The following is a 20,029-nucleotide window of genomic DNA, read 5'->3' on the forward strand; positions in this document are numbered from 1 at the left end:
AACCGCTGGCTTCGGATGCCGGGTAAACCCGCCGGAAACCGTTGGCTCCGGGTGCTGGGTACCCCGACCGGCCGGACCGCCGCCGGGCTGGTGCTGGTGATCCTGGTGCTCGCCGTGATCGGTCCGGCGCCGTGGAGCGGGCGGGCGAACGCCGTGGACACCGGCAACCTGCTCGCCGGACCGTCGGCCGAGCACTGGGCCGGCACCGACAACCTGGGCCGGGACATCGCGTTCCGGGTACTCGAGGCGACCCGGCTGTCGGTCGGCCTCGCGCTCGCCGCCACCGCCCTCACCGTGCTGGTGGGGCTGCTGCTCGGCACCGCGCCGTGGCTGCTCGGCCGGCGGGCCGGCCGGCTCGTCTCGGGCGCCGTGCAGATCGCGATCGCCTTCCCCGGCCTGCTGCTCGCACTCTTCTTCGCGGTGGTCTTCGGGGTCGGTGCGACCGGTGCGGTGCTGGCCATCGGGCTGGCCGGGGCGCCGATGTTCGCCCGGCTGGTGCAGACCCTGGTCGCCGGGGTCGCGGCCCGCGACTTCGTGGCCGCCGCCCGGGTCGCCGGGGTGGGCCGGTTCCGCGTCCTGCTGCGCCACCTGCTGCCGAACATCGCCGAGCCGCTTGTCGTCAACGCGACGATCGGTGCCGGCGGCGCGCTGCTCGCCTTCGCCGGCCTCTCCTTCCTCGGCCTCGGCGTGCAGGCACCCGGGTACGACTGGGGCCGGCTGCTCTACGACGGCGTCGGCGTGCTCTACCTCAACCCGGCCGCCGCGATCGCCCCGGCACTGGCGGTGCTGGTCGCCGGCCTGGCGCTCAACCTGCTCGGCGAGGCGGTGGCCAAGGGCTTCGGGATGGCCGCGCTGGTCGGCCTCGCCGGGGCGCCGGTGCTGCCCGCCGGCCGGCCGGAGCGGCGGGCGGCGGGCGGCGAGCGCCGGTCCACGATGGACGGAGCCGCCGATGAGCCGGCCGAGGAGCCGGCCGACGACGTGGTGCTCGACGTCCGGGACCTCACCGTCAGCTTCCCCGGCGCGGACCGCCCGGTGCGGCCGGTCCGGGGCGTGACGTTCACCATCCGGCGCGGCGAGGCGGTCGCCGTGGTCGGCGAGTCCGGCTCCGGCAAGTCGCTCACCGCGCTCGCCGTCTCCCGGCTGACCGACCCGGCCGGACAGGTCGACGCGGAACGCCTGCACCTGCTCGGCACCGACCTGCGGGCACCCGACTCCGCGGTGCAACGCCGGCTGCTCGGCAGCTCGCTCGCGATGGTGTTCCAGGACCCGGCCAGCTCGTTCAACCCGACCCGGCGGATCGGCGGCCAGCTCGCCGAGGTGTCCCGGCACCACCACGGGCGCAACCGTCGCGAGGCGTTCGCCCGGGCGGTGGACCGGCTGCGGGCCGTGCGCATCGGCGACCCCGAGCGCCGGGCCCGGCAGTACCCGCACGAGTTCTCCGGCGGCATGCGGCAACGCGCCATGATCGGCATGGGTCTGATGGGCAGCCCGGCGCTCATCGTCGCCGACGAGCCGACCACCGCCCTGGACGTCACGGTCCAGCGGCAGGTACTGGACCTGCTGACCGCGATCCGGGCCGCCGACGACGTGGCGCTGCTGCTGATCAGTCACGACGTCGCGGTGGTCAGCGAGGTCTGCGACCGGGTACTGGTGATGTACGCCGGCCGCGTCGTCGAGGACCTGCCCACCGAGCGGCTGGCCGGGGGCGCGCTGCACCCGTACACCCGGGCGCTGGTCGGGGCGGTACCCCGGATGGACTCGCCGCTGGACCGGCCGCTGCCGGTGATCCCCGGACGTCCGGTGGACCCGGCCGAACTGCCCGACGGGTGCGCGTACGCTGCCCGCTGCCCGCTGGCCACCCAGCGCTGCCGGGACGAGGATCCGCCCCTGCGGCGGCATCCGTCGGGACACCGGGTGGCGTGCTGGCACGCCCGCCCGCCCACGGCGCCGACGCCGCACGACGAGTGGGAGACCCGGGAACCGAAGCCGGCGGTACAGCCGCCACCGTCCTCCGCCCAGGCGGTGCAGAGGTGACGAGCGAGTTGAGCTTCGAGGAGGTGACCGTCCGGTACGGACGGTCGACGGCGGTCGACGCCGTCACCCTGCGGGTGCCCGCCGGCCGGGTGCTGGGGCTGGTGGGTGAGTCCGGCTCCGGCAAGTCCACACTGGCCCGCGCCGCCGTCGGCCTGGTGCCGCCGACCGGCGGCCGGATCCTGCTGGACGGCCGGCCCGTCCCGGCCCGGGGGCGGCCCCGACCGGTGCAGATGGTCTTCCAGGATCCCTACTCCTCGCTCGACCCGCGGATGACGATCGGCGAGACCGTCGCCGAGGCGATGCCGCCGGGAGTGTCGCGCCCGCGGCGCCGGGCCGAGGTGGCCCGGCTGCTGGAACTCGTGCACCTCGACCCGGCGCGCGCGGGCGCGTACCCCGGGCAGCTCTCCGGCGGGCAGCGGCAGCGCGTCGCGCTCGCCCGGGCGATCGCCGGCCGACCCCGGGTGGTGATCGCCGACGAGATCACCTCCGCGCTGGACGTGTCGATCCAGGGCGCCATCCTCAACCTGGTCCGGGAACTACAGCGCGAACTCGGGCTCTCCATCCTGTTCATCTCGCACAACCTGGCCGTGGTCCGGTACGTCGCGGACCAGGTGGCGATCATGCTGCGCGGCCGCATCGTGGAGCGGGGTCCCGCCGACCAGGTGCTGACCGCGCCCTCCCACGAGTACACCCGGGCACTGCTCGACGCGGTCCCCGGCCACCGCCTCACCGCTAGGAGCAACCCGTGACGGACCAACCCGCGACGGACCAACCCGCGACGGAGCAACCCGCGACGGACCAACCCGCGACGGACCAACCCGCGACGGACCAACCCGCGACCCGACGGCTGCGCATCGACGACCTCCTCGCCCTGGCCGTGCCCGCCGAGCCGGCCCTGGCGCCGGACGGCTCGCACGTCGCGTACGTGCTGCGCGGCCAGGACGGGACGGCGGACCGTGCCGTCCGGGAGCTGTGGGTGGTCCCCACCGGCGGCGGAAGCGCCCGCCGGTTGACCGCCGGTCCGGACGACACGTCGCCGGTGTGGAGCCCGGACGGCAGCCAACTGGCGTTCCTGCGCGCCGGGCAGGTCGCGGTGGCCCCGACGGCCGGCGGCGAACCGCGGGTGCTCACCGAGCTGTCCCGGCCGGCCGGCACCCCGGCGTGGAGCCCGGACGGCAGCCGGCTCGCCTTCGCCGCCCCCGTCGACCCGGGAGCGGAGACCCGCAACGCGGCGGCGCCGCTGGTCGCCGACCGGCTGGACTACCAGGCCGACGGCGCCGGCATGTTCGGTGCGGTGCGGCGGCAGCTGCACGTGGTCGACGTCGACACCGGGCGGTGCCGGGTGCTCACCGACGGGCCGCACGACGCCGGCACACCGGTCTGGTCGCCGGACGGCACGGAGCTGGCCTTCGTGCGTGCCGTCGGCGACGACAGCGACCTGCGGTTCCGCGCGGCGGTGCACCTGCTGGCGGTCGAGGACCGGGCTGTCCGGACGGTCGGGTCGGCCGAGGGGGTGGCCCGCACGGTCGGCTTCACCGCCGACGGGTCCGCCCTGCTCGTGGTGGGCTGGCCGGGCGACCCCGTCGGGCACGCCGGGCTGTTCCGGGTACCGCTGGACGGCGGCGAGCCGGTGGACCTCGCCGGCGGGGTGGACCGCAACGTCATGCCGGGTGGCATCGCGTACCCGGGCGGGCTGCCCCAGGAGCACGACGGGCGGGTGCTGTTCTGCCTCCGCGACCAGGGCTGCACGCACCTGTGGTCGGTGGCCGTCGACGGCACCGACCCGCGCCCGGTGCTGGCCGGGGCGGGCCGGGTCGTCGACGGCCTCTCGGTCCGGTCGGGCCGCGCCGCGCTGGTGCTCGCCACCCCGGACTCGTTCGGTGAGATCGCCGTGCTGGATTTGGCCGGCGGGGCCGAGCGGGTGCTGACCGGGCACGGCCGCGCGCTCGCCGACGTCGAACTCTTCACCAGGGAGGAGCGCAGCTTCCGGATCTCCGACGGCCACACGGTGCAGGGCTGGTTGATCCGCGACGGCGACGCCCCGGGACCGCGACCGCTGCTGCTGGACATCCACGGCGGGCCGCACAACGCGTGGAACGGCGCGGCCGACGAGGTGCACCTCTACCACCAGGAACTCGTCCGGCGCGGCTGGGTCGTGCTGATCGTCAACCCGCGCGGCAGCGACGGGTACGGCGCGGCGACCTACGACGCCGTGAACGGCGCCTGGGGGGTGGCCGACGCACCCGACCTGCTCGAACCGGTCGACGCCCTGGTCGCCGAGGGGATCGCCGACCCGGACCGGCTGGCCGTCACCGGATACAGCTACGGGGGGTTCATGACCTGCTGGCTGACCGGGCACGACGACCGGTTCGCGGCGGCCGTCGCGGGCGGCACCGTGGCCGACCTGGTCAGCATGGCCGGCACCTGCGACGACGGCCAGTTCCTCAGCGCGTACGAGCTGGGTGGCCCGCCTTGGCAGGAGCCGAAGCGGTACGCCGAGATGTCGCCGCTCACCCGGGTCGCCGACGTGCGGACCCCCACCCTGCTGCTGCATGGCGCCGACGACCTCACCTGCCCGGCCGGCCAGGCACAGCAGTGGCACACGGCGCTGCGGCAGCGGGGCGTGCCGACCCGGTTGGTGCGCTATCCGGACGCCTCGCACGTGTTCCTGCTGGCCGGGCCGCCGTCGCAGCGGATCGACTACAACCGGCGGGTGGTGGACTGGGTCGAACAGCACACCCGCCGGGGTGGCCGGGCCCCCGTCGACGCCGGGTACTGGCAGCGGCGCCTCGCCCAGCTCGCCGAACGGTATGCGGTGCCCGGCGCCCAGCTCGGCATCCTGCGACTGGCCACCGAGCCCGGCGACGAGGACGAACAGGTAGAGGTCTGCGCCGGCGTGCTGGACACCGCCTCGGGGCGACCGGTGACGCCGCGCGCCCTCTTCCAGATCGGCTCGGTCACAAAGGTCTGGACCGCGACCGTGGTCATGCAGCTTGTCGACGAGGGACGGCTGGACCTGGACGCCCCGGTCGCCGACGTGCTGCCGGGGCTGCGGCTCGCCGACCCGGAGGTGGCGGCCCGGGTCACCGCCCGACACCTGCTCACGCACACCAGCGGCATCGACGGCGACGTCTTCACCGACACCGGGCGCGGCGACGACTGCCTGCGGCGCTACGTGGACCTGCTCGCCGAGCAGACCCAGAACCATCCGCTCGGCGCGACCTGGTCGTACTGCAACGCCGGCTACACGGTGCTCGGCCGGATCATCGAGGAGATCACCGGGCAGAGCTGGGACGAGGCGATGCGGGAACGGCTCTACACCCCGCTCGGCCTGGCCGCGACGGCGACCCTGCCGGAGGACGTACTCCTGCATCCGGCCGCGGCCGGTCACGTCGAGCACGACGGCGAGGTCGTCCCGGCGCCGGTGTGGCACCTGCCCCGCTCGATCGGACCCGCCGGGATGGTGAGCGCGAACGCGGCCGACGTACTGGCCTTCGCCCGGCTGCACCTGACCGGCGGCCTCGGGCCGGATGGTCAACGGGTACTCGCCGCCGGGTCGGTCGCGGCGATGGCCGACCGGCACGCCGAGCTGCCGGACAAGCTGTCGCTCGGCGACTCGTGGGGCCTCGGCTGGATCCGCTTCGGCTGGGACGGGCACCGGCTGCTCGGACACGACGGCAACACCATCGGGCAGGCGGCGTTCCTGCGGGTGCTGCCCGAGCAGGGGCTGGCGGTCACCCTGCTGACCAACAAGGAGAGCGCCCGCGACCTCTACCAGGACCTCTTCGCCGAGCTGTTCGCCGAGCTCGCCGGCGTGCGGATGCCGGAGCCGGTCACCCCGCCGGCCGAACCGGTGCCGGCCGACATCACCCCGTACGTCGGCACCTACGAGCGCGCCTCGGTGCGGATCGAGGTGCTGGCCGGGGAGGGCGACTCCGGGCCCCGGATCCGGACCACCCTCACCGGGCCGCTGGCCGCGCTCGTGCCGGACCCGGTGGAGGTGCAGCCGCTGGTCCCGGCCGGTCCGGGCCTGTTCCTGACCACGCCCGCGCAGCGCACGACCTGGTATCCGGTCACCTTCTACGAGCTGGCGACCGGGGAACGGTACGTGCACTTCGGTGCCCGGGCCACCCCGAGGGTGGCCTGAGATGCTCGACGCACTGCTGGCCGACGTCCGGGCACTCGTGGAGTGCGAGTCGCCCTCCACCGACCTCGCCGCCGTCGCGCGCAGCGCCGAGGTGGTCGCCCGGGTCGGTGCCGCCCGGCTGGGCGGGCCGCCACCGGAGCGGATCGTCGTGGCCGGCCGTACCCACCTGCGCTGGCGGTTCGGCCCCGGGCCGTCCCGGGTGCTGGTGCTGGGCCACCACGACACCGTCTGGCCGGTCGGGACGCTCGAACGCATCCCGTACGACGTCTCCGGCGGCGTGCTGCGCGGCCCCGGTTGCCTGGACATGAAGACGGGTGTGGCGATGGCCTTCCAGGCGATCTCCGGGCTGCCCGGCCGGGACGGGATCACCCTGTTGGTGACCGGCGACGAGGAGCTGGGTTCGCCCACCTCGCGGCAGCTCGTCGAGTCCGAGGCGCAGGCGGCCGGGGCGGCGCTGGTGCTGGAGGCGGCTGCCGACGGGGGCGGGCTGAAGACCGAGCGCAAGGGCGTGTCGCGCTACGAGCTGGTCGTCACCGGCCGGGCCGCGCATGCCGGGCTCGCCCCGGAGCGCGGGATCAACGCCACCGTCGAACTGGCCCACCAGGTGCTGCGGATCGCCGCGCTCGGCGACACTGGCCTGGGCACGACCGTGACGCCGACACTGTCCCGGGCGGGCACGAGCGCCAACACGGTACCGGCCGGCGGCAGCGTCGCGGTCGACGTCCGGGTCCGGTCGGCGGCCGAGCAGGACCGGGTGGACGACGCGATGCGGCGCCTTCCGGCCGTACTGCCCGGCGCCGTCCTGGCGGTGACCGGTGGACCGAACCGGCCGCCGATGGAGGCCGCCGCCTCCGCCGCGCTGTTCGCCCGGGCGCAGGAGCTGGCCGGCACGCTCGGGCTGCCGCCGCTGGTCGGCACCGCCGTCGGCGGCGCCTCGGACGGCAACCTGACCGCCGGCACCGGTACGCCCACCCTGGACGGTCTCGGCGCGGTCGGCGGCGGTGCCCACGCCGACGACGAGCACGTCCTGCTGGACTTCCTTCCCGGTCGTACGGCGCTGCTCAGCTCGCTGATCGCCGAGCTGCGCTCCGCCGCGCCGGTCCGACCCGGAACGACGGATCCCCGGTGACCATGACGAGTTCGGAGAACCCGGACGGCGTCGGTGCCCCGCCGTGCGACACCGCCGCCGTCCCGGATGCGCGGGATGCGCGGCCCGGGTACGACGGTCCGGTCGGCAGCGCCCGGGACGCCGTGGAGGAGGCGGTGGCGAGTGCCCGGCACGCCGCCGAGGCGGCCGGGGTCGGCGTGCGGGAGGTGACCGAGCTGCGCGACCTGGAGCGGGTCGTCCGGCTGCTCGCCCGGATCTGGGGCCGGGACGCCAACCCGCCGATGAGCCTCGAACTGCTGCGGGCCTTCGGCAAGGCGGGCAACTACGTCGGCGGTGCCTTCGTGGCCGACGAGCTGGTCGGGGCGTGCGTCGGCTTCTTCCACGCCCCGGCGGAGGACACCCTGCACAGCCACATCGCCGGCGTCTCGCCCGAGCTGGTCGGCCGGCGCGTCGGCTTCGCCCTCAAGCTGCACCAGCGGGCCTGGACGATGTGCCGGGGCGTCGACCAGATCACCTGGACCTTCGACCCGCTGGTGTCCCGGAACGCCTTCTTCAACATCGTCAAGCTGGCCGCCCGGCCGGTCGAGTACCTGCCGAACTTCTACGGCCTGATGGCGGACGGGGTCAACCAGAACAGCGACACCGACCGGCTGCTCGTGCACTGGCCGCTGCGCGATCCGGCCGTCGCGGCGGCCTGCGCCCGGGCGGATGGCGGTACGCCGCCACCCCGCCCGCCGGCCGGGCCCGGTCCGGCTGCCGGCGCGGTGGTGGCGCTGGGCATCGCGGCGGACGGCTCGCCCGAGCCGGGCCGCCTCGACGGGGTGACGAGTCTGGTGGCCGTCCCGCCGGACATCGCCGGCCTGCGCGGCACCGATCCCGTGCTGGCCGCCCGCTGGCGTGCCGCCGTACGCGAGGCGATGGCGGCCCTGCTGGCGCAGGGCGCCACGGTGGTCGGGTTCGACCGGACCGGAGGATACGTGCTGCGGAGGAATGGATGAAACTCACCGGATTCGAGCTGCGCCGGATCACCATGCCCCTGGTGGCCCCGTTCCGTACCTCGTTCGGCACCACGACCAGCCGCGAGGTGCTGCTGGTCCGCGCCGTCACCGAGGACGCCGAGGGCTGGGGCGAGTGTGTCGCGATGGCCGACCCGTATTACTCGGCGGAGTACGCCGAGGCGGCCGCTGCCGTACTGCGCGACCACCTCGTCCCGGCGCTGGCCGCGGCGAAGCCCACGCACACCCCGGCGGTGGCCGGTGCGCTCGCCCCGGTCAAGGGGCACCGGATGGCGAAGGCGGCGCTGGAGACCGCCGTCCTCGACGCCGAACTGCGGGCCGAGGGCCGCTCGTTCGCCCGGGAACTCGGCGCCGTACGGGACCGGGTGCCCTGCGGCGTCTCCGTCGGGATCATGGAGAGCGTTCCCGCCCTGCTCGACGCCGTCGACGGCTACCTCGCCGAGGGGTACGTCCGGATCAAGCTGAAGATCGAGCCCGGCTGGGACGTCGAGCCGGTACGCGCCGTACGCGAGCGGTTCGGTGACCGGCTGCTCCTGCAGGCCGACGCGAACGCCGCGTACGCGCTCTCCGACGCCCGGCACCTCGCCGCGCTCGACCCGTTCGACCTGCTGCTGATCGAGCAGCCGCTGGCCGAGGAGGACGTGCTCGGGCACGCCGACCTGGCCCGCCTGATCCGCACCCCGGTCTGCCTCGACGAGTCGATCACCTCGGCCGCCTCCGCCGCCGCCGCGATCCGGCTCGGCGCCTGCCGGATCGTCAACGTCAAACCGGGACGGGTCGGCGGATACCTGGAGGCGAGACGGATCCACGACGTCTGCGCCGCGCACGGCGTACCCGTGTGGTGTGGTGGCATGCTCGAGACCGGCCTCGGCCGGGCCGCGAACGTGGCCCTGGCCGCGTTGCCGGGTTTCACGCTGCCCGGCGACACCTCCGCGTCCGGCCGCTACTACGCCGCCGACATCACCGAGCCGTTCGTGCTGGACGGGGGACACCTGCCGGTGCCCACCGGCCCGGGCCTGGGCGTGGTCCCGGACCCGGACCGGCTGGCCGGGTGCACCGACCGGGTGGAGTGGATCCCGGTCTGACCCGTCGGAGGTTCCGCAGGTCGCCGGCGGAGTTCCGGGCGTCGCGGAGCCCCGTGCCGGTCGGCGTCGTCCGTTTGTCGGGGGCAACCCCGGGCCTCTATCGTCGTAGCGAGGAGGCCCAGGTCAGGGAGTGCCCCATCACCGCGAACCCCGTCCCGTCGACGCGACCGCGCGCCAGCCTCGGTCGCGTGCTGGACGACCTCGGCTCGATGCTGCTGGAGCTGGTGCACGGCGATCCCGAGCGGGCCGAGCCGGTCGGCGCCGTGGCTATCCACGACCCGGACGACAACCCGGTGCTGCCGCCCCGCGCACTCGTGCTGGGCGTCGGCGTCAGCGACCCGGCGGTGATCGTCGACCTGATCGGCCAGGTCGGCGCGCAGCAGGCCGTCGCGCTCATCCTGCGCTCGTCGGTCCCGGCCACCCCACCGGTACGGGCGGCGGCCGACGAGGCCGGGGTGGTCCTGCTCGGCCTGCGTCGGGGCGCACCGTGGGCGCACCTCGCGGCGATGCTGCGCTCGCTGCTCGCCGAGGGCGAGGTCGGGGTGGCCGAGTCCGAGTCGCTGCTGGGGCTGCCCTCCGGTGACCTGTTCGCGGTGGCCAACGCGATCGCGGCCCTCATCGACGCCCCGATCACCATCGAGGACCGCAGCTCCCGGGTGCTCGCCTTCTCCGGCCGGCAGGAGGAGGCGGACGCGCCACGGGTGGAGGTCATCCTCGGCCGCCAGGTCCCCGAGCGCTACATGCAGGTGCTCACCGAGCGTGGTGTCTTCCGCGAACTGCTCCGCACCGACCAGCCGGTGCGGATCGACCCGATCGGGGACGGCCGGCACGGGTACTCGATGCCACGCTGGGCGGTCTCCGTCCGGGCCGGCGACGAGGTGCTCGGCTCCATCTGGGCGGCGACCTGCCAGGATCTCACCGAGGAGCGGGCCGAGGCCCTGCGGGACGCGGCCAAGCTGGTGGCGCTGCACCTGATGCGGCTGCGGGCCGGCACCGACGTCCAGCGGCGGCTCCGGGTCGACCTGCTCAGCTCGGCGCTGGAGGGCGGCGCGGGCGCCCGCTCGGCCCTGGAACGGCTCGGCCTGGCCGGCCAGCCGCTGCTGCTGCTCGGTGCCGCGCTCTCCCCGGGCGGCGGGTCGGGCGCCGACGATCCCGCCTTCGTCCAGGAGCGTCAGCGGCTCGGCGACGCCTTCGCGGTGTACCTGCACGCGGTCCAGCCGCGCAGCACCACGGCCCTGGTCGGCGGCATCGCGTACGGCCTGCTGCCGAGCGCGCCGGGCGACACCGACGCCCGGGGGCAGCGCCTCGCGGCCGACTTCCTGGACCGAATCGGCGACCGGTACCGCCCGGTGGTCGGCATCGGCCCGGTGGCCCGGGACGTCAGCGAGCTGGTGCACGCCCGCACCTGCGTCGACCGCACCCTGCGGGTGCTGGTCCAGGCCCGGGGCGGCCGGCGGACCGCCCGGATCGACGACGTGCACGTCGAGTCCCTGCTGCTGGAACTGCGGGACCTGGCGGCGGCCCGCGGCGACGGCCCGACCGGCGGCATCCGCACACTTATCGAGTACGACCGCCGGCACGGCACCCGCCTGGTCGACACCCTGGCAACCTGGCTGGACCACTACGGCGACGTGGCGGCGGCGGCCCAGTCGTCGTACGTGCACCCGAACACCTTCCGCTACCGGCTCCGCCGGCTCGCCGAGGTCGGCGACATCAACCTGCGTGACCCCGACGAACGCTTCGCGGCGATGCTGCAACTCCGGCTGCTCGTTCCCCGCCCGCAGAACCCGCCGGCCTGACCTGCCGTCCCGCGACAGCGCAACCGCGTCAGCCCCGGCCGTCCGCCAGGTCCAGCAGGAGGTCGTCGAGGACGAGTTCCTCCTCGACCCGTACCCCGCGCTGCCGCATTGCCGTCGTCAACTCCGGGTCCCAGATCGCGTCGACAGGTGTGCCGCGCAGCGAGTCGGATGCGGCGGCCGGGGCGGCGGCCAGGTATTCGGCGGCGTCGTACCGCCACGGCCGCCACGGCATGCGGGATCGGAGCAGGTTGGCGATCCGCACCCCACCCCAGTCGAAGTCGCCGTGGTAGCGCAGTTGGCACCCCTGCTCGGCGAGACCGCACAGCAGGCGCACCGCCGCGGTGGAGGGTTGGCCGCCGGCACAGACCAGCGGTGGGCAGGCCCGGCCGAGCCGGTCCGCGGCGGCGGCGAGGACTGTCGGGTTCTCGCAGACGTACACCGGGGTGGCGCGGAAGCGGAGCCGGTCCCGACCGATCTGCCGCAGCGTGAGGACCACCGGCTCGCCGAGTTCGGCGGCGGTGGCGGTGAGGTCCTGCAGCCGGCTGCCGGCGGCGGCGGGCAGGTTGAGGACGAGCACGGTCGAGGAGAGCTCGTCGACGAGTACGCCGGCGACGTCCCAGAGCGCGCGTCGCTGCTCGGCGGCGGAGGTGGGCAGCGGCCCGGCACGCCACCAGGTGGCCCGGACGGCCGAGAGCACGAGCGTCGCGACCGGGCTGTCGGCGTCGAGGGCGTGTGCGTCACCGACGCTGCGGGCCGCGAGCCGGGCCAGCGGTACTCCCGCGGCGGGCAGCTCCCCGAGCACCGCGACCAGGTCGGCGGTGAGCCGGGCCGCCGCCTCCGGTGTCCGGCCGAGCCGGCGGACCAGCGCGGCTGTGCCGGGGTCCGCGCACCAGCCGGCGAGTTCCGCGCTGCGGCTGCCGAGCGCCGGCAGCGGGGAGAGTGCGTCGCGCCAGGCGGCGGCCTCGGCGGCCCGGACGTCGGCGAGCACCCGGACCTCGCCGCCGAGCAGTTGGACCGCGGCGGCCAGCCCGTCGACGTGCATGCCACTGCGCCGGACGACCCGGTCGAGATCGTCGAGGTTGACCGTGAGCGAGCTGCCCCGGCCGGGTCGCCGTCCCAGCAGCCGTTCGACCGCCCGCCGCTCCGCATCGGTCGGCTCGGCCAGCGAGAGGCTGCCGGTCAGTGCCCGGCCGTGTGCCAGCCGGGAACGCAGCCGTTGGACGAGTCGGGCGGTCTCCGGCCCGCCGAGCTGACGGTGCAGCCGCTCGGGGTCCATCAGTCGCCGTTCCAGAGCCCGGGCACCTGCCCGTCGATCTCCCCGCCGGGCGGGGAAGCGGCGTCCGGGGCGCGCTGTCGGGGCGGTGGCTGCGGGGTGTGCCGGGGCAGCCGGTGCCGCTCCCGCCCGTCCCAGCGCCACGGCGTGACGAGTACGGCGTCGATCCCCTCGTGCCGGGCCAGTTGGGCGATGCCGAGACCCGGGACCTGCGGGTAGCAGCCCCACTCGCGCTCGCTCGTCATCACCACGTCCAGGTCGAAGGTGGCGAGCAGACCCAGGCACTTGGCCCGGGAGTCGTCGTCGACCCCGGCGAACGCCTCGTCGAGGGCGATCAGTCTCGGCGCGTACGGGTTGCCGGCGGAGCCGTAGTAGGAGGAGGCGGCCGCGAAGAGCGGGATGCTGGCGGCGAGTACCCGCTCGCCGCCGGAGGCCGGGCCGCTCGCCGGGCGCCACTGCCCGTCCTGGCGGCGCTGCACGGCGAACTCGTGCCAGGCCCGGTAGTCCAGGGCCCGGGTGAGCTGCTCGGTCCAGGTGGCCCCCTCGTCGCGCAGGCGTTCCCGGTCGATCTGCCGTTGCAGGAACGCGCCGACCGTGCGCCGGTCCTCGTCGTTCCAGACGTCGGTGCTCTGCCGCAGCTGCCGGGCGCGCAGCTCGGCGAGGCCCTCCGGGGCGTCCCTCGTCGGCCGCCAGAGCAGCCGCAGCCGCATTCCGGTCGAGGTCGGCCGCGCCTCCAGCTCGGCGTTCATGCTCTCCACCTGCTGTTCGGCGCCGGCGACGAGTTCCTGGAGCGCACCAGCGACCTCGTTGACGAGATGGGTCTCCAACACCTCCCGCTCGTGTGCCGAGAGCACCCGCTGCCGTTCCTCGACCTCGCCGACGAGCGCGGTGGCGAGCTCGGCGACGCTGCGGGTGTGCCCCTGGAACACCACCTCCACGATCATCGTCTCCTCCCGTACGACGGGCAGCACCTGGTGACCGTGCCGGGAGAGGTCGTCGGCGAGAAGCTTGATGTCGACGCTCACCTGCTGCTGGAGGCGTTCCCACCGGGCCTGCTCGGTGTCGACCTCGGCGAGCGTCCGGTCGATGCCCCGGGCGACCGCCACCGCCGGGGTGGCCGCCCAGGGCTGCCCGGGATCAGGTAGCTCCAGCCCTGGGCAGACCAGGTCGATCAGTCCGGTGCCGGCGAAGGCGCGCAGCGCCGCCACCGCCTCGTCCCGGTTCCGGCCGACCTCGTCGAGTTCCCGTTCGAGACCGTCGCGCCGGCCGCTGGCGGCACCCCGTGCGTCCCGGGCGACGCCTTCCTGCTCGCGGGTCTGCCGCTGCGCCTCCTCGCACCGGGTCACCGCCCCGGCCACCTCGGCGAGCTGCCGGCGCAACTCGGCGACGGAGGCGCCCGCGGTCGCGTCGAGGGTCTCGAACTCGATCCGGGCCGCCGTCGCCTGCTGTTCGGCCGAGGCCCCCTCCTCGGCCGCGGGTTCGAGTCGGGTCAGCCGCTCCTGGTAGGCCCCCCGTGCCTCGCCGTGCCGTCGGGCCGCCGTCCAGATGCCGGTCACCGCCGGCCACCAGGCGGCCAGCGCCACCCGGTACGCCTGCAACCCGTCGCGTACCCCGGCGAGTTCCTCTGTGGAGTACGGCAGCCCGACGTCGTCGGCGAAGTCGGTGGCCTCGGCGAGCGCGGTGGCGGCCACCCGGGCGGCGGTCTCCAGCTCGGCCCGCGCCTGGTCCCGGCGGGCGAGCGTCTCCCGGCGGTGGTCGTAGGCGGTCCGGACGAGGGTGTGCGCCTCGCGGACCGGCTGGTCGGAGGGGAGCGAGTCGGCTTCGTCGGTGACCCGTCGGCGCCGCTCGTCGAGAGTGCCGCGCTGACCGGCGAGGCGGTCCGCCAGCGCCGACAGTTCGGCGGCCTCCTGGCGCAGCCGGGCAATCCGGGCGCGCCGGCTCGCGGCCCGGGCGCCGTCGCCGATGTGTTCCGCCGCCGGCTTCGTCCAGCGCCCGGCGAGGACACCGCTGCCGTACCGGCCGGCGGCGTCGACCCAGGTCACCGCCGCCGAGTCGGCGCCGTACCCGATCGCGTGAAGGACGTCGGCGACGAGCCGGTCGGTCAGCGCGGCGGCGGCGGGATCGGCGGTGTCGATCGCCGGCCGGAGCAGGCCGTCGAGGGTCGCCGGCCGGGGGCGGGACAGGTCCGGCACGGCGGCGCCGGGGTCCGCGCCGGCCGGTCGCAGCACCGTGTCGCCGGAGACCGGGTCGCGTAGCGTGCCGTCCGGGTCGAGCCAGGCGTCGAGTACGCCGGCCGCCTCCAGCGCCGCCTCGATACCGGCCCGGTCCGCCTCCGGTACGCCCTCCGCGAAGTCCACCACCCGCCACAGCGGTGCGCCGGCGCGTTCCGCGCGTACCCGCGGTTCCCGGGTGTGCGGGGTCGGTGGGGGCTGGTGTACGCCGTAGGCGAGCCGGCGCAGTTCCGCGTCGATCTCGTCCAGCCGGTCCCGGGTACGGCGCTGCTCGGCCTCCAGCGCGGCGTCCTGTCGGGCGAGCGTCCCGGTGGCCGAGGTGGCGGCGCGGGTCACCTCCCGGCTCACCGGGTTCTCCCCGGCCAGCCCGGAGACCCACTGCTCCAGCCGGGCGAGCAGGGTGTCGGGCTCGGCGACCGGAAGCTCGACCAGGCCGGCGAGGTATTCCCGGACCTGGTCGACCAGCAGTTCGCCCTGCCGGGTCGCCGCCGCCTCCGCCTCACCGGTCCGGAGGTCGGCGGCGGCCGTCTCCCCGTCGAGCCGGTCGAGTTCGCCCCGGGCGCGGTCAGCCCGACCCCGGGCGATCCCGGCCGCCTCGCCCAGCCGGTCCAAGGTACGCAGCGCGCCGGTCCACGCCTCGACCAGCTCGACCGCCGCGCGGCGCGCCCCGGTCACCTCGGCGGCACGGCGCGGGTCGGCAGTTTCGGCGGCGCGGCGCGGGTCGGCCGTTTCGGCGCTGTGGCTCGCCCCGCTCGGCGGGCCGGGCGGTAGCGCCGCCACCACCTGGTCCCGGTGCCGGTCGGCGATCCTCGCCCGCTCCGCGCCTTCCGTCACCTCTCGCCGGGTGGCCGCCTCGACCTCCTCGGCGTGCCGCAGCTCTGCCGCCGCCTCGTCGAGGACGCGCCGGTGCCGGGCGACGTCCGACTCGACATCGCGCAGGTGCTGCCGCTGGCGCTCGGCGAGCCGGGTCCGCTCCTCGGCGATCTCCCGCAGCCGCTGCAGGTGCTCCGCCGTCCGGGCCTCCGGACTCTCCGCGAGAGCCTGGCGGCGCGCGATCAGCTCCCGGCTCTGGTGCTCCAGCTCAGCGAGCCGGAAGTGTGCCTGCCGGACCCGTTCGTCCGCTTCCGCGTACGCCCGCTGCGCCTCCACGAGGTCGCGGCCGAGATGCTCGTAGCGGCTGTGCCGCTGGCGTAGTACGCCTGCCCTGCGCTTCGTCGCCACCTGCGCGTACCGCCGGTAGCGGGCCAGGAAGTCGTCGGCGGCGCGTTTCGTCTCGGCGAGTTCCCGCAGCGTCTCCCGCTCGTCGTCGAGGTTGCGGAACGCCTCGGCGACCTGGGTGATCAGGTTCTCGTCGAGCGGCGGCAGGGCGTCGCCGAGTGCCCGGGAGAGGCTCTTCTCGTCGGGCCGTTTCGACAGTTGTGGCTGGCGCAGCTTGATGAGCAGCGAGATCAGCGCCTCGTAGCGGTTGCCGAGCCCGAAGAGTGCCTCGTCGACCGCGCGCCGGTAGTCACCGGCGCGGTCGTAGACCATGCCGGCACCGCCGAGCGCGTCCCGGAGCCGTTCCCGGGCGAGGGCCGTGCCGGCGGGCGTGACGAGGTGCAGATCCTCGCCGATCCGCTGGCTGGTGACGAAGAACCAGTGCCGGGCGATGCCGCGTCCGGCGACCGCCTTGAGCCCGGCCCCGAGGGTGCGGAAGTGGTGGCGACCGTCGGGGTCGCGGCGGCCGAACTCCAGCCAGGTGTAGCCGAGCCGTTCGGGGTGCGGATGCCGGCCGCCGAGCAGCAGGTTCCACTCCATCCGTTTGTTCGGGTCGCCGTCCGGCTCGACCCGGTACGGCGCGAGTTCGCCGTCGAGCAGGAAGGGCAGGGTCAGCGCCAGCACCTTCGACTTGCCGGTGCCGTTGTTACCGCGCAGCAGCAGGCTGCCGCCGTGAAAGTGGAACTCCTCCTGGTCGTAGTAGAAGATGTCGACCAGACCGGCCCGGAGCGGCTGCCATCGTTCCTGCTGCGGCAGTGGCAGTGTCCGGGTCGGCAGTGCCGGGGGCGGGGACACCGTCACCGTAGGGTTTCCTTCTGTTCGGGGATGGTGGGCTGGGCCCGTTCGCGGATGGTCGGTTCGGCCAGGGCGTACCGGGCGATCGCCGGGCGGCCGCATACCAGCGGATCGGTGCCCGGCTCGACCGTGACCAGCTTGAGGGCGCGCAGCGCCTCCAGCGCGGTCGCCACCAAGTCGACCTCGGCGCCGGGGTCGGTGGCGTGTTTGCGCCAGTAGGACCGGTGTTCCCGGGCCAGCGTCCGGGTGTGCCGGTGCAGCTCGCCGACCCGCACGCCGTCCGGACCCGCGGCGGCGATCCGCTCGGCCAGCAGCAGGGTCAGGTGGCTCTGCATCCCCTCGGCCGGCATCCGCACGTCGGTCAGCTCGTCGGCCGGATCCACCATCGCGATGCCCTCACCTCGCACCTCGGCGACCAGGCCGGTGAGCTGGGTGATCCGGTTGAGCAGCGCGAACCGCTGGCTGGTCAGGTAGGCGCGTTCGGGTTCGGAGAGGTCGTCGTAGTAGAGCACCGGCTGTTCCAGCAGCAGCCGGGTGAGCCGGTGCCGCAGCGCCCGGTTCCGGGAGTCGTCGAGATCGAGCAACACCTCGCTGGTCAGTGCGTCCAGCCGCGCCTCCGGCGTGGCCTCGGAGATCATCGACGGGCCACGGGCGGCGGCGAGCAGCCCGGCGATCACCCGGCGGTCCACGTCGTAGAGGACGTCCCCGCCCGTGCCCAGGTACGCCTCCTCGTCGCCGGCCACCCGGCGCAGCGCACCCCAGTGCAGCAGCAGCCGGACCACGGCCACCATGTCGGCGCGGCGCTCCCGGCGGTCGAGGGTGAACGCGAACCCGGTGTCGGCGAGCGCCGGCTCGGCGGCGGCCAGCACGATCTCCTCGGCCAGCCGGCCCAGGGTGACCTGGCCGTCGGTGCGTTCGAGTGCGGTCAGGGCCAGACAGGTCAGCACGTACCGCTGCCGGGAGAACGGGGTCTTCGCCCTGGGGTCGCGGGCCGGGTGCGTCCCGTCGTACGGGTCGGCGGTGAGCTTCAGCAGCCGGATCGTCTGCGCGTCGGCGACGAGCCGCCAGCCGGTCTCCCGCTCGAACCACTCCCGCAACTCCGCCGCACACGCCCGGACCAGCCGGAACTCCCCGTCGTCGGTGAGACCGGCGACCAGCAGTGGGCGGGCGAGCAGGATCCGTGCCGCCTGCCGCAGCCGGGCCGCCGGCTCGTCGGCGGCCGGTATCCGGGTCCTTCTCATGCTGCGGTCAGGCTGCCGGTCGGGACGAGATCGGTGATCTCGATCAGGTGGTCGGGGCCGGTGAGCACGCCGTCCTCGGTGACGATGCGCACCTGCGGGGCGTCCGCCAGCCGGGCGAGCCGGACCAGCAGGGTGCCGTCGGAAGTGGTGGTCACCACCTCGTCGGCGTCCGGCCGCCGGGCCGCGAGCGCGTCGCCGAGCAGATGCAGGAAGAGCCGGAACTCGGCGCTGTCCAGTTCGCCGAGCCGGGAGAGCGTGATCGGCCCCGGGGTGACGAGCGCGGCGCGGGCCAGGGCCACCTCCGCAGCCTGGCGTTCCGCCCGATCCGCGAGGAGTCGGCGCTGCTCGGAGCGGTCGACGACCCGGTTGGGGGAGCCGCGCCGCTCGTACGAGCCGGTGCGCCGCAGCCGGGGGCTGATCTCCAGCGGCGGAGCTTCGGCCCAGGGCGTGGAACTGGCCACCGGCCGCTCCTCGGCGCTGGCCAGGCTTTCGGTGGTGGTGGTGAGATGTCGGGCGGGCGAGAGGCCGAAGGCGGTGTGCCAGAGCCGGTGCGCGGACTCGTCGTCGGGAGCCTGGGCGAACCAGAGCGCCAGCGTTCGGAAGTCGGCCGAGCGGTCGGAGCGGCCGGCCCGGCGCTCGTTGATCGCCGTCACGGTGCCGAGTAGTTGGCGGATCGCGCCGATCGCCGCAGCCCGCAGCAGCCGGGCCTGCGACTGCCGCCCGCCACCGTCGGCACTGACGAACCAGTCGCGCAGGCCACGCCAGCGCTGTTGCCAGGCGGCCAGCGCCGCATCGGTGGCGGCCTGCCGGGCGTGCTCGTCGGCCTCGTCGGCCGGGGCGGCATCCGTTGCCTCGCGTCGCGCCGCCACCTCCAGCAGCGGCAGCACGCCGGCCGCCTCGATCCGGCCGGCCAGCGCGGCGATCTCGGCGCCCCGGTTGGCGAGGTCGGCGATGAACCGCTCGATGTACGAGATCAGCTGCTCCTTGTACGCCAGGAAGACGTCCACCTCCGTGTCGGCGAAGTCGACGGTACGGCGCAGCGAGGCCATGAACGCCTGCGCGTTGTCGGCCAGCCCGGTGAACCGGTCGACCAGGCTCATCAGCAGCAGGTGAGTCTTGGCCGGGTCCGGCGGTATCCCCGGTCCCGAGTCGCCGGGGTTCGCCTCGGTGGCGACGACGAGCAGGGCGCGCAACTGGGCGGCGATGTCCGACAGCGCCACCGACTGGAGTGCCCCGCGCCGCGCCACCGCCTCGGAGTAGACCGCGATCGCCTGCTCGGCGGCGTGCCCCTCCGGGCTGAGCTGGTAGAGGTAGCGGGCCCGGTGGAAGTCCTCGACGGTGGTGACCCGGCCGGTGTCCGGGTCGGCCCGCAGGTTGCCCCACTCGGCGAGCTGGGTCAGGGCGGCGGTGACCGCCTCGGCCGGCGTACCGGCGCCGAGTTCGGCGAGGACGTCCTCGGGACGCAGGTGCACGGTGAAGCGTTGCTTCGCCCGGACGAAGGTCGACAGGATCGCGCGGTAGAGCGGGGCGTTCTGGGCTTGCAGGTGGGCGAAGGGCTGCGCGGAGGATTCGGTCCGGCCGGGCATCGAGCCATCATCGCACCGGCGGAGTCGGGCCGGTCGCACCGGTCGTCTCTGGCGTTTCGTGGCGGAGCAGACGGGGGCATTCAGGACAGGTGCAGTCGCTCCAGCGGGCCGCTCTGTGCGTCCGCTCGGTTGGGCGTACCGGGGAGGGTGTGGCGGTGCGGGTCGACGAACCAGCAGCGGGCGTGGCGGGCCTGCCATTGGTGCAGTTCGGTGCGGAGGCGGTCCGCCTCGGTCCGGGCGGCTGACTCGGCCCGGCGGAGCCGGGTGATCTCGGCGGCGAGTCGGCGCAGGTAGGCGTACACCTGGACGGGGTCGAGGCCGCGCCAGCGGGTGCCGAACGTTTTTGTGCGGGCCTGGTCCGGGTCGAGGTGTCGCGCCGGGTGCCAACCCGGGAGGACCAGCAATGCCCGCGATCCCGCTCAGCTACGCCGACATCGCCGTAGATTTCACTCCTCAA

At 75.0% G+C, this 20,029-nt stretch carries 12 protein-coding genes; 7 read left to right on the top strand and 5 right to left on the bottom strand.

Features of this window, described 5'->3' with window-relative positions:
• Positions 1–51: 51 nt before the first annotated feature.
• From ACN28A_RS20860 to ACN28A_RS20890, 7 genes are all read left to right on the top strand, one after another.
• Positions 52–2,034 carry a dipeptide/oligopeptide/nickel ABC transporter permease/ATP-binding protein gene (locus ACN28A_RS20860; protein ID WP_421397220.1) on the top strand — a complete coding sequence of 661 codons (1,983 nt, stop codon included), beginning with the start codon at positions 52–54 and terminating at the stop codon, positions 2,032–2,034.
• Positions 2,031–2,783, top strand: coding sequence for an ABC transporter ATP-binding protein (locus ACN28A_RS20865; RefSeq protein ID WP_421397222.1), 753 nt, complete (start codon positions 2,031–2,033; stop codon positions 2,781–2,783). The genes ACN28A_RS20860 and ACN28A_RS20865 overlap by 4 nt, the downstream gene beginning before the upstream one ends.
• Complete coding sequence (locus tag ACN28A_RS20870; RefSeq protein WP_421397223.1) at positions 2,780–6,181, top strand: serine hydrolase; 3,402 nt, start codon at positions 2,780–2,782, stop codon at positions 6,179–6,181. The genes ACN28A_RS20865 and ACN28A_RS20870 overlap by 4 nt, the downstream gene beginning before the upstream one ends.
• 1 nt (position 6,182) lies before the next feature.
• Positions 6,183–7,310 carry a M20 family metallopeptidase gene (locus ACN28A_RS20875; RefSeq protein WP_421397224.1) on the top strand — a complete coding sequence of 376 codons (1,128 nt, stop codon included), beginning with the start codon at positions 6,183–6,185 and terminating at the stop codon, positions 7,308–7,310.
• Positions 7,311–7,312: 2 nt separating this feature from the next.
• The gene (locus ACN28A_RS20880; protein ID WP_421404541.1) at positions 7,313–8,287 is read left to right on the top strand and encodes a GNAT family N-acetyltransferase; all 975 of its coding nucleotides are present in this window, start codon (positions 7,313–7,315) and stop codon (positions 8,285–8,287) included.
• A complete protein-coding gene (gene menC, locus ACN28A_RS20885) occupies positions 8,284–9,390 on the top strand; it encodes an o-succinylbenzoate synthase (protein ID WP_421397225.1) in 1,107 nt (368 codons plus the stop codon). The genes ACN28A_RS20880 and menC overlap by 4 nt, the downstream gene beginning before the upstream one ends.
• A 188-nt stretch (positions 9,391–9,578) precedes the next feature.
• Positions 9,579–11,189, top strand: a complete 1,611-nt coding sequence (locus ACN28A_RS20890) for a PucR family transcriptional regulator (protein WP_421397227.1) — start codon at positions 9,579–9,581, stop codon at positions 11,187–11,189.
• Between the two features lie 28 nt (positions 11,190–11,217).
• On the opposite strand, the gene ACN28A_RS20895 is transcribed toward ACN28A_RS20890, so the two are convergent.
• From ACN28A_RS20895 to ACN28A_RS20915, 5 genes are all read right to left on the bottom strand, one after another.
• Positions 11,218–12,465 (bottom strand): TIGR02679 family protein, encoded by a 1,248-nt coding sequence (locus ACN28A_RS20895; protein WP_421397228.1) that lies wholly within the window; start codon positions 12,463–12,465, stop codon positions 11,218–11,220.
• The gene (locus tag ACN28A_RS20900; RefSeq protein ID WP_421397229.1) at positions 12,465–16,751 is read right to left on the bottom strand and encodes a TIGR02680 family protein; all 4,287 of its coding nucleotides are present in this window, start codon (positions 16,749–16,751) and stop codon (positions 12,465–12,467) included. Before ACN28A_RS20900 ends, ACN28A_RS20895 begins: the two co-directional genes overlap by 1 nt.
• Complete coding sequence (locus ACN28A_RS20905) at positions 16,748–17,986, bottom strand: TIGR02678 family protein (protein ID WP_421397230.1); 1,239 nt, start codon at positions 17,984–17,986, stop codon at positions 16,748–16,750. Before ACN28A_RS20905 ends, ACN28A_RS20900 begins: the two co-directional genes overlap by 4 nt.
• Complete coding sequence (locus tag ACN28A_RS20910) at positions 17,983–19,572, bottom strand: TIGR02677 family protein (protein WP_421397231.1); 1,590 nt, start codon at positions 19,570–19,572, stop codon at positions 17,983–17,985. The genes ACN28A_RS20905 and ACN28A_RS20910 overlap by 4 nt, the downstream gene beginning before the upstream one ends.
• 80 nt (positions 19,573–19,652) lie before the next feature.
• A complete protein-coding gene (locus ACN28A_RS20915; RefSeq protein ID WP_421397232.1) occupies positions 19,653–19,976 on the bottom strand; it encodes a DivIVA domain-containing protein in 324 nt (107 codons plus the stop codon).
• Between the last annotated feature and the right edge of the window lie 53 nt (positions 19,977–20,029).

The organism is Plantactinospora sp. WMMB782 (genome assembly GCF_049179135.1).
Lineage (GTDB): Bacteria > Actinomycetota > Actinomycetes > Mycobacteriales > Micromonosporaceae > Plantactinospora.

What these genes read in the sequence shown, in the direction of transcription:
- ACN28A_RS20875 (WP_421397224.1), top strand. Translation starts at nt 6,183, where the DNA reads ATGCTCGACGCACTGCTGGCCGACGTCCGGGCACTCGTGGAGTGCGAG.
- ACN28A_RS20880 (WP_421404541.1), top strand. Translation starts at nt 7,313, where the DNA reads ATGACGAGTTCGGAGAACCCGGACGGCGTCGGTGCCCCGCCGTGCGAC.
- menC (WP_421397225.1), top strand. Translation starts at nt 8,284, where the DNA reads ATGAAACTCACCGGATTCGAGCTGCGCCGGATCACCATGCCCCTGGTG.
- ACN28A_RS20895 (WP_421397228.1), bottom strand. Translation starts at nt 12,465, where the DNA reads ATGGACCCCGAGCGGCTGCACCGTCAGCTCGGCGGGCCGGAGACCGCC.
- ACN28A_RS20905 (WP_421397230.1), bottom strand. Translation starts at nt 17,986, where the DNA reads ATGAGAAGGACCCGGATACCGGCCGCCGACGAGCCGGCGGCCCGGCTG.
- ACN28A_RS20910 (WP_421397231.1), bottom strand. Translation starts at nt 19,572, where the DNA reads ATGCCCGGCCGGACCGAATCCTCCGCGCAGCCCTTCGCCCACCTGCAA.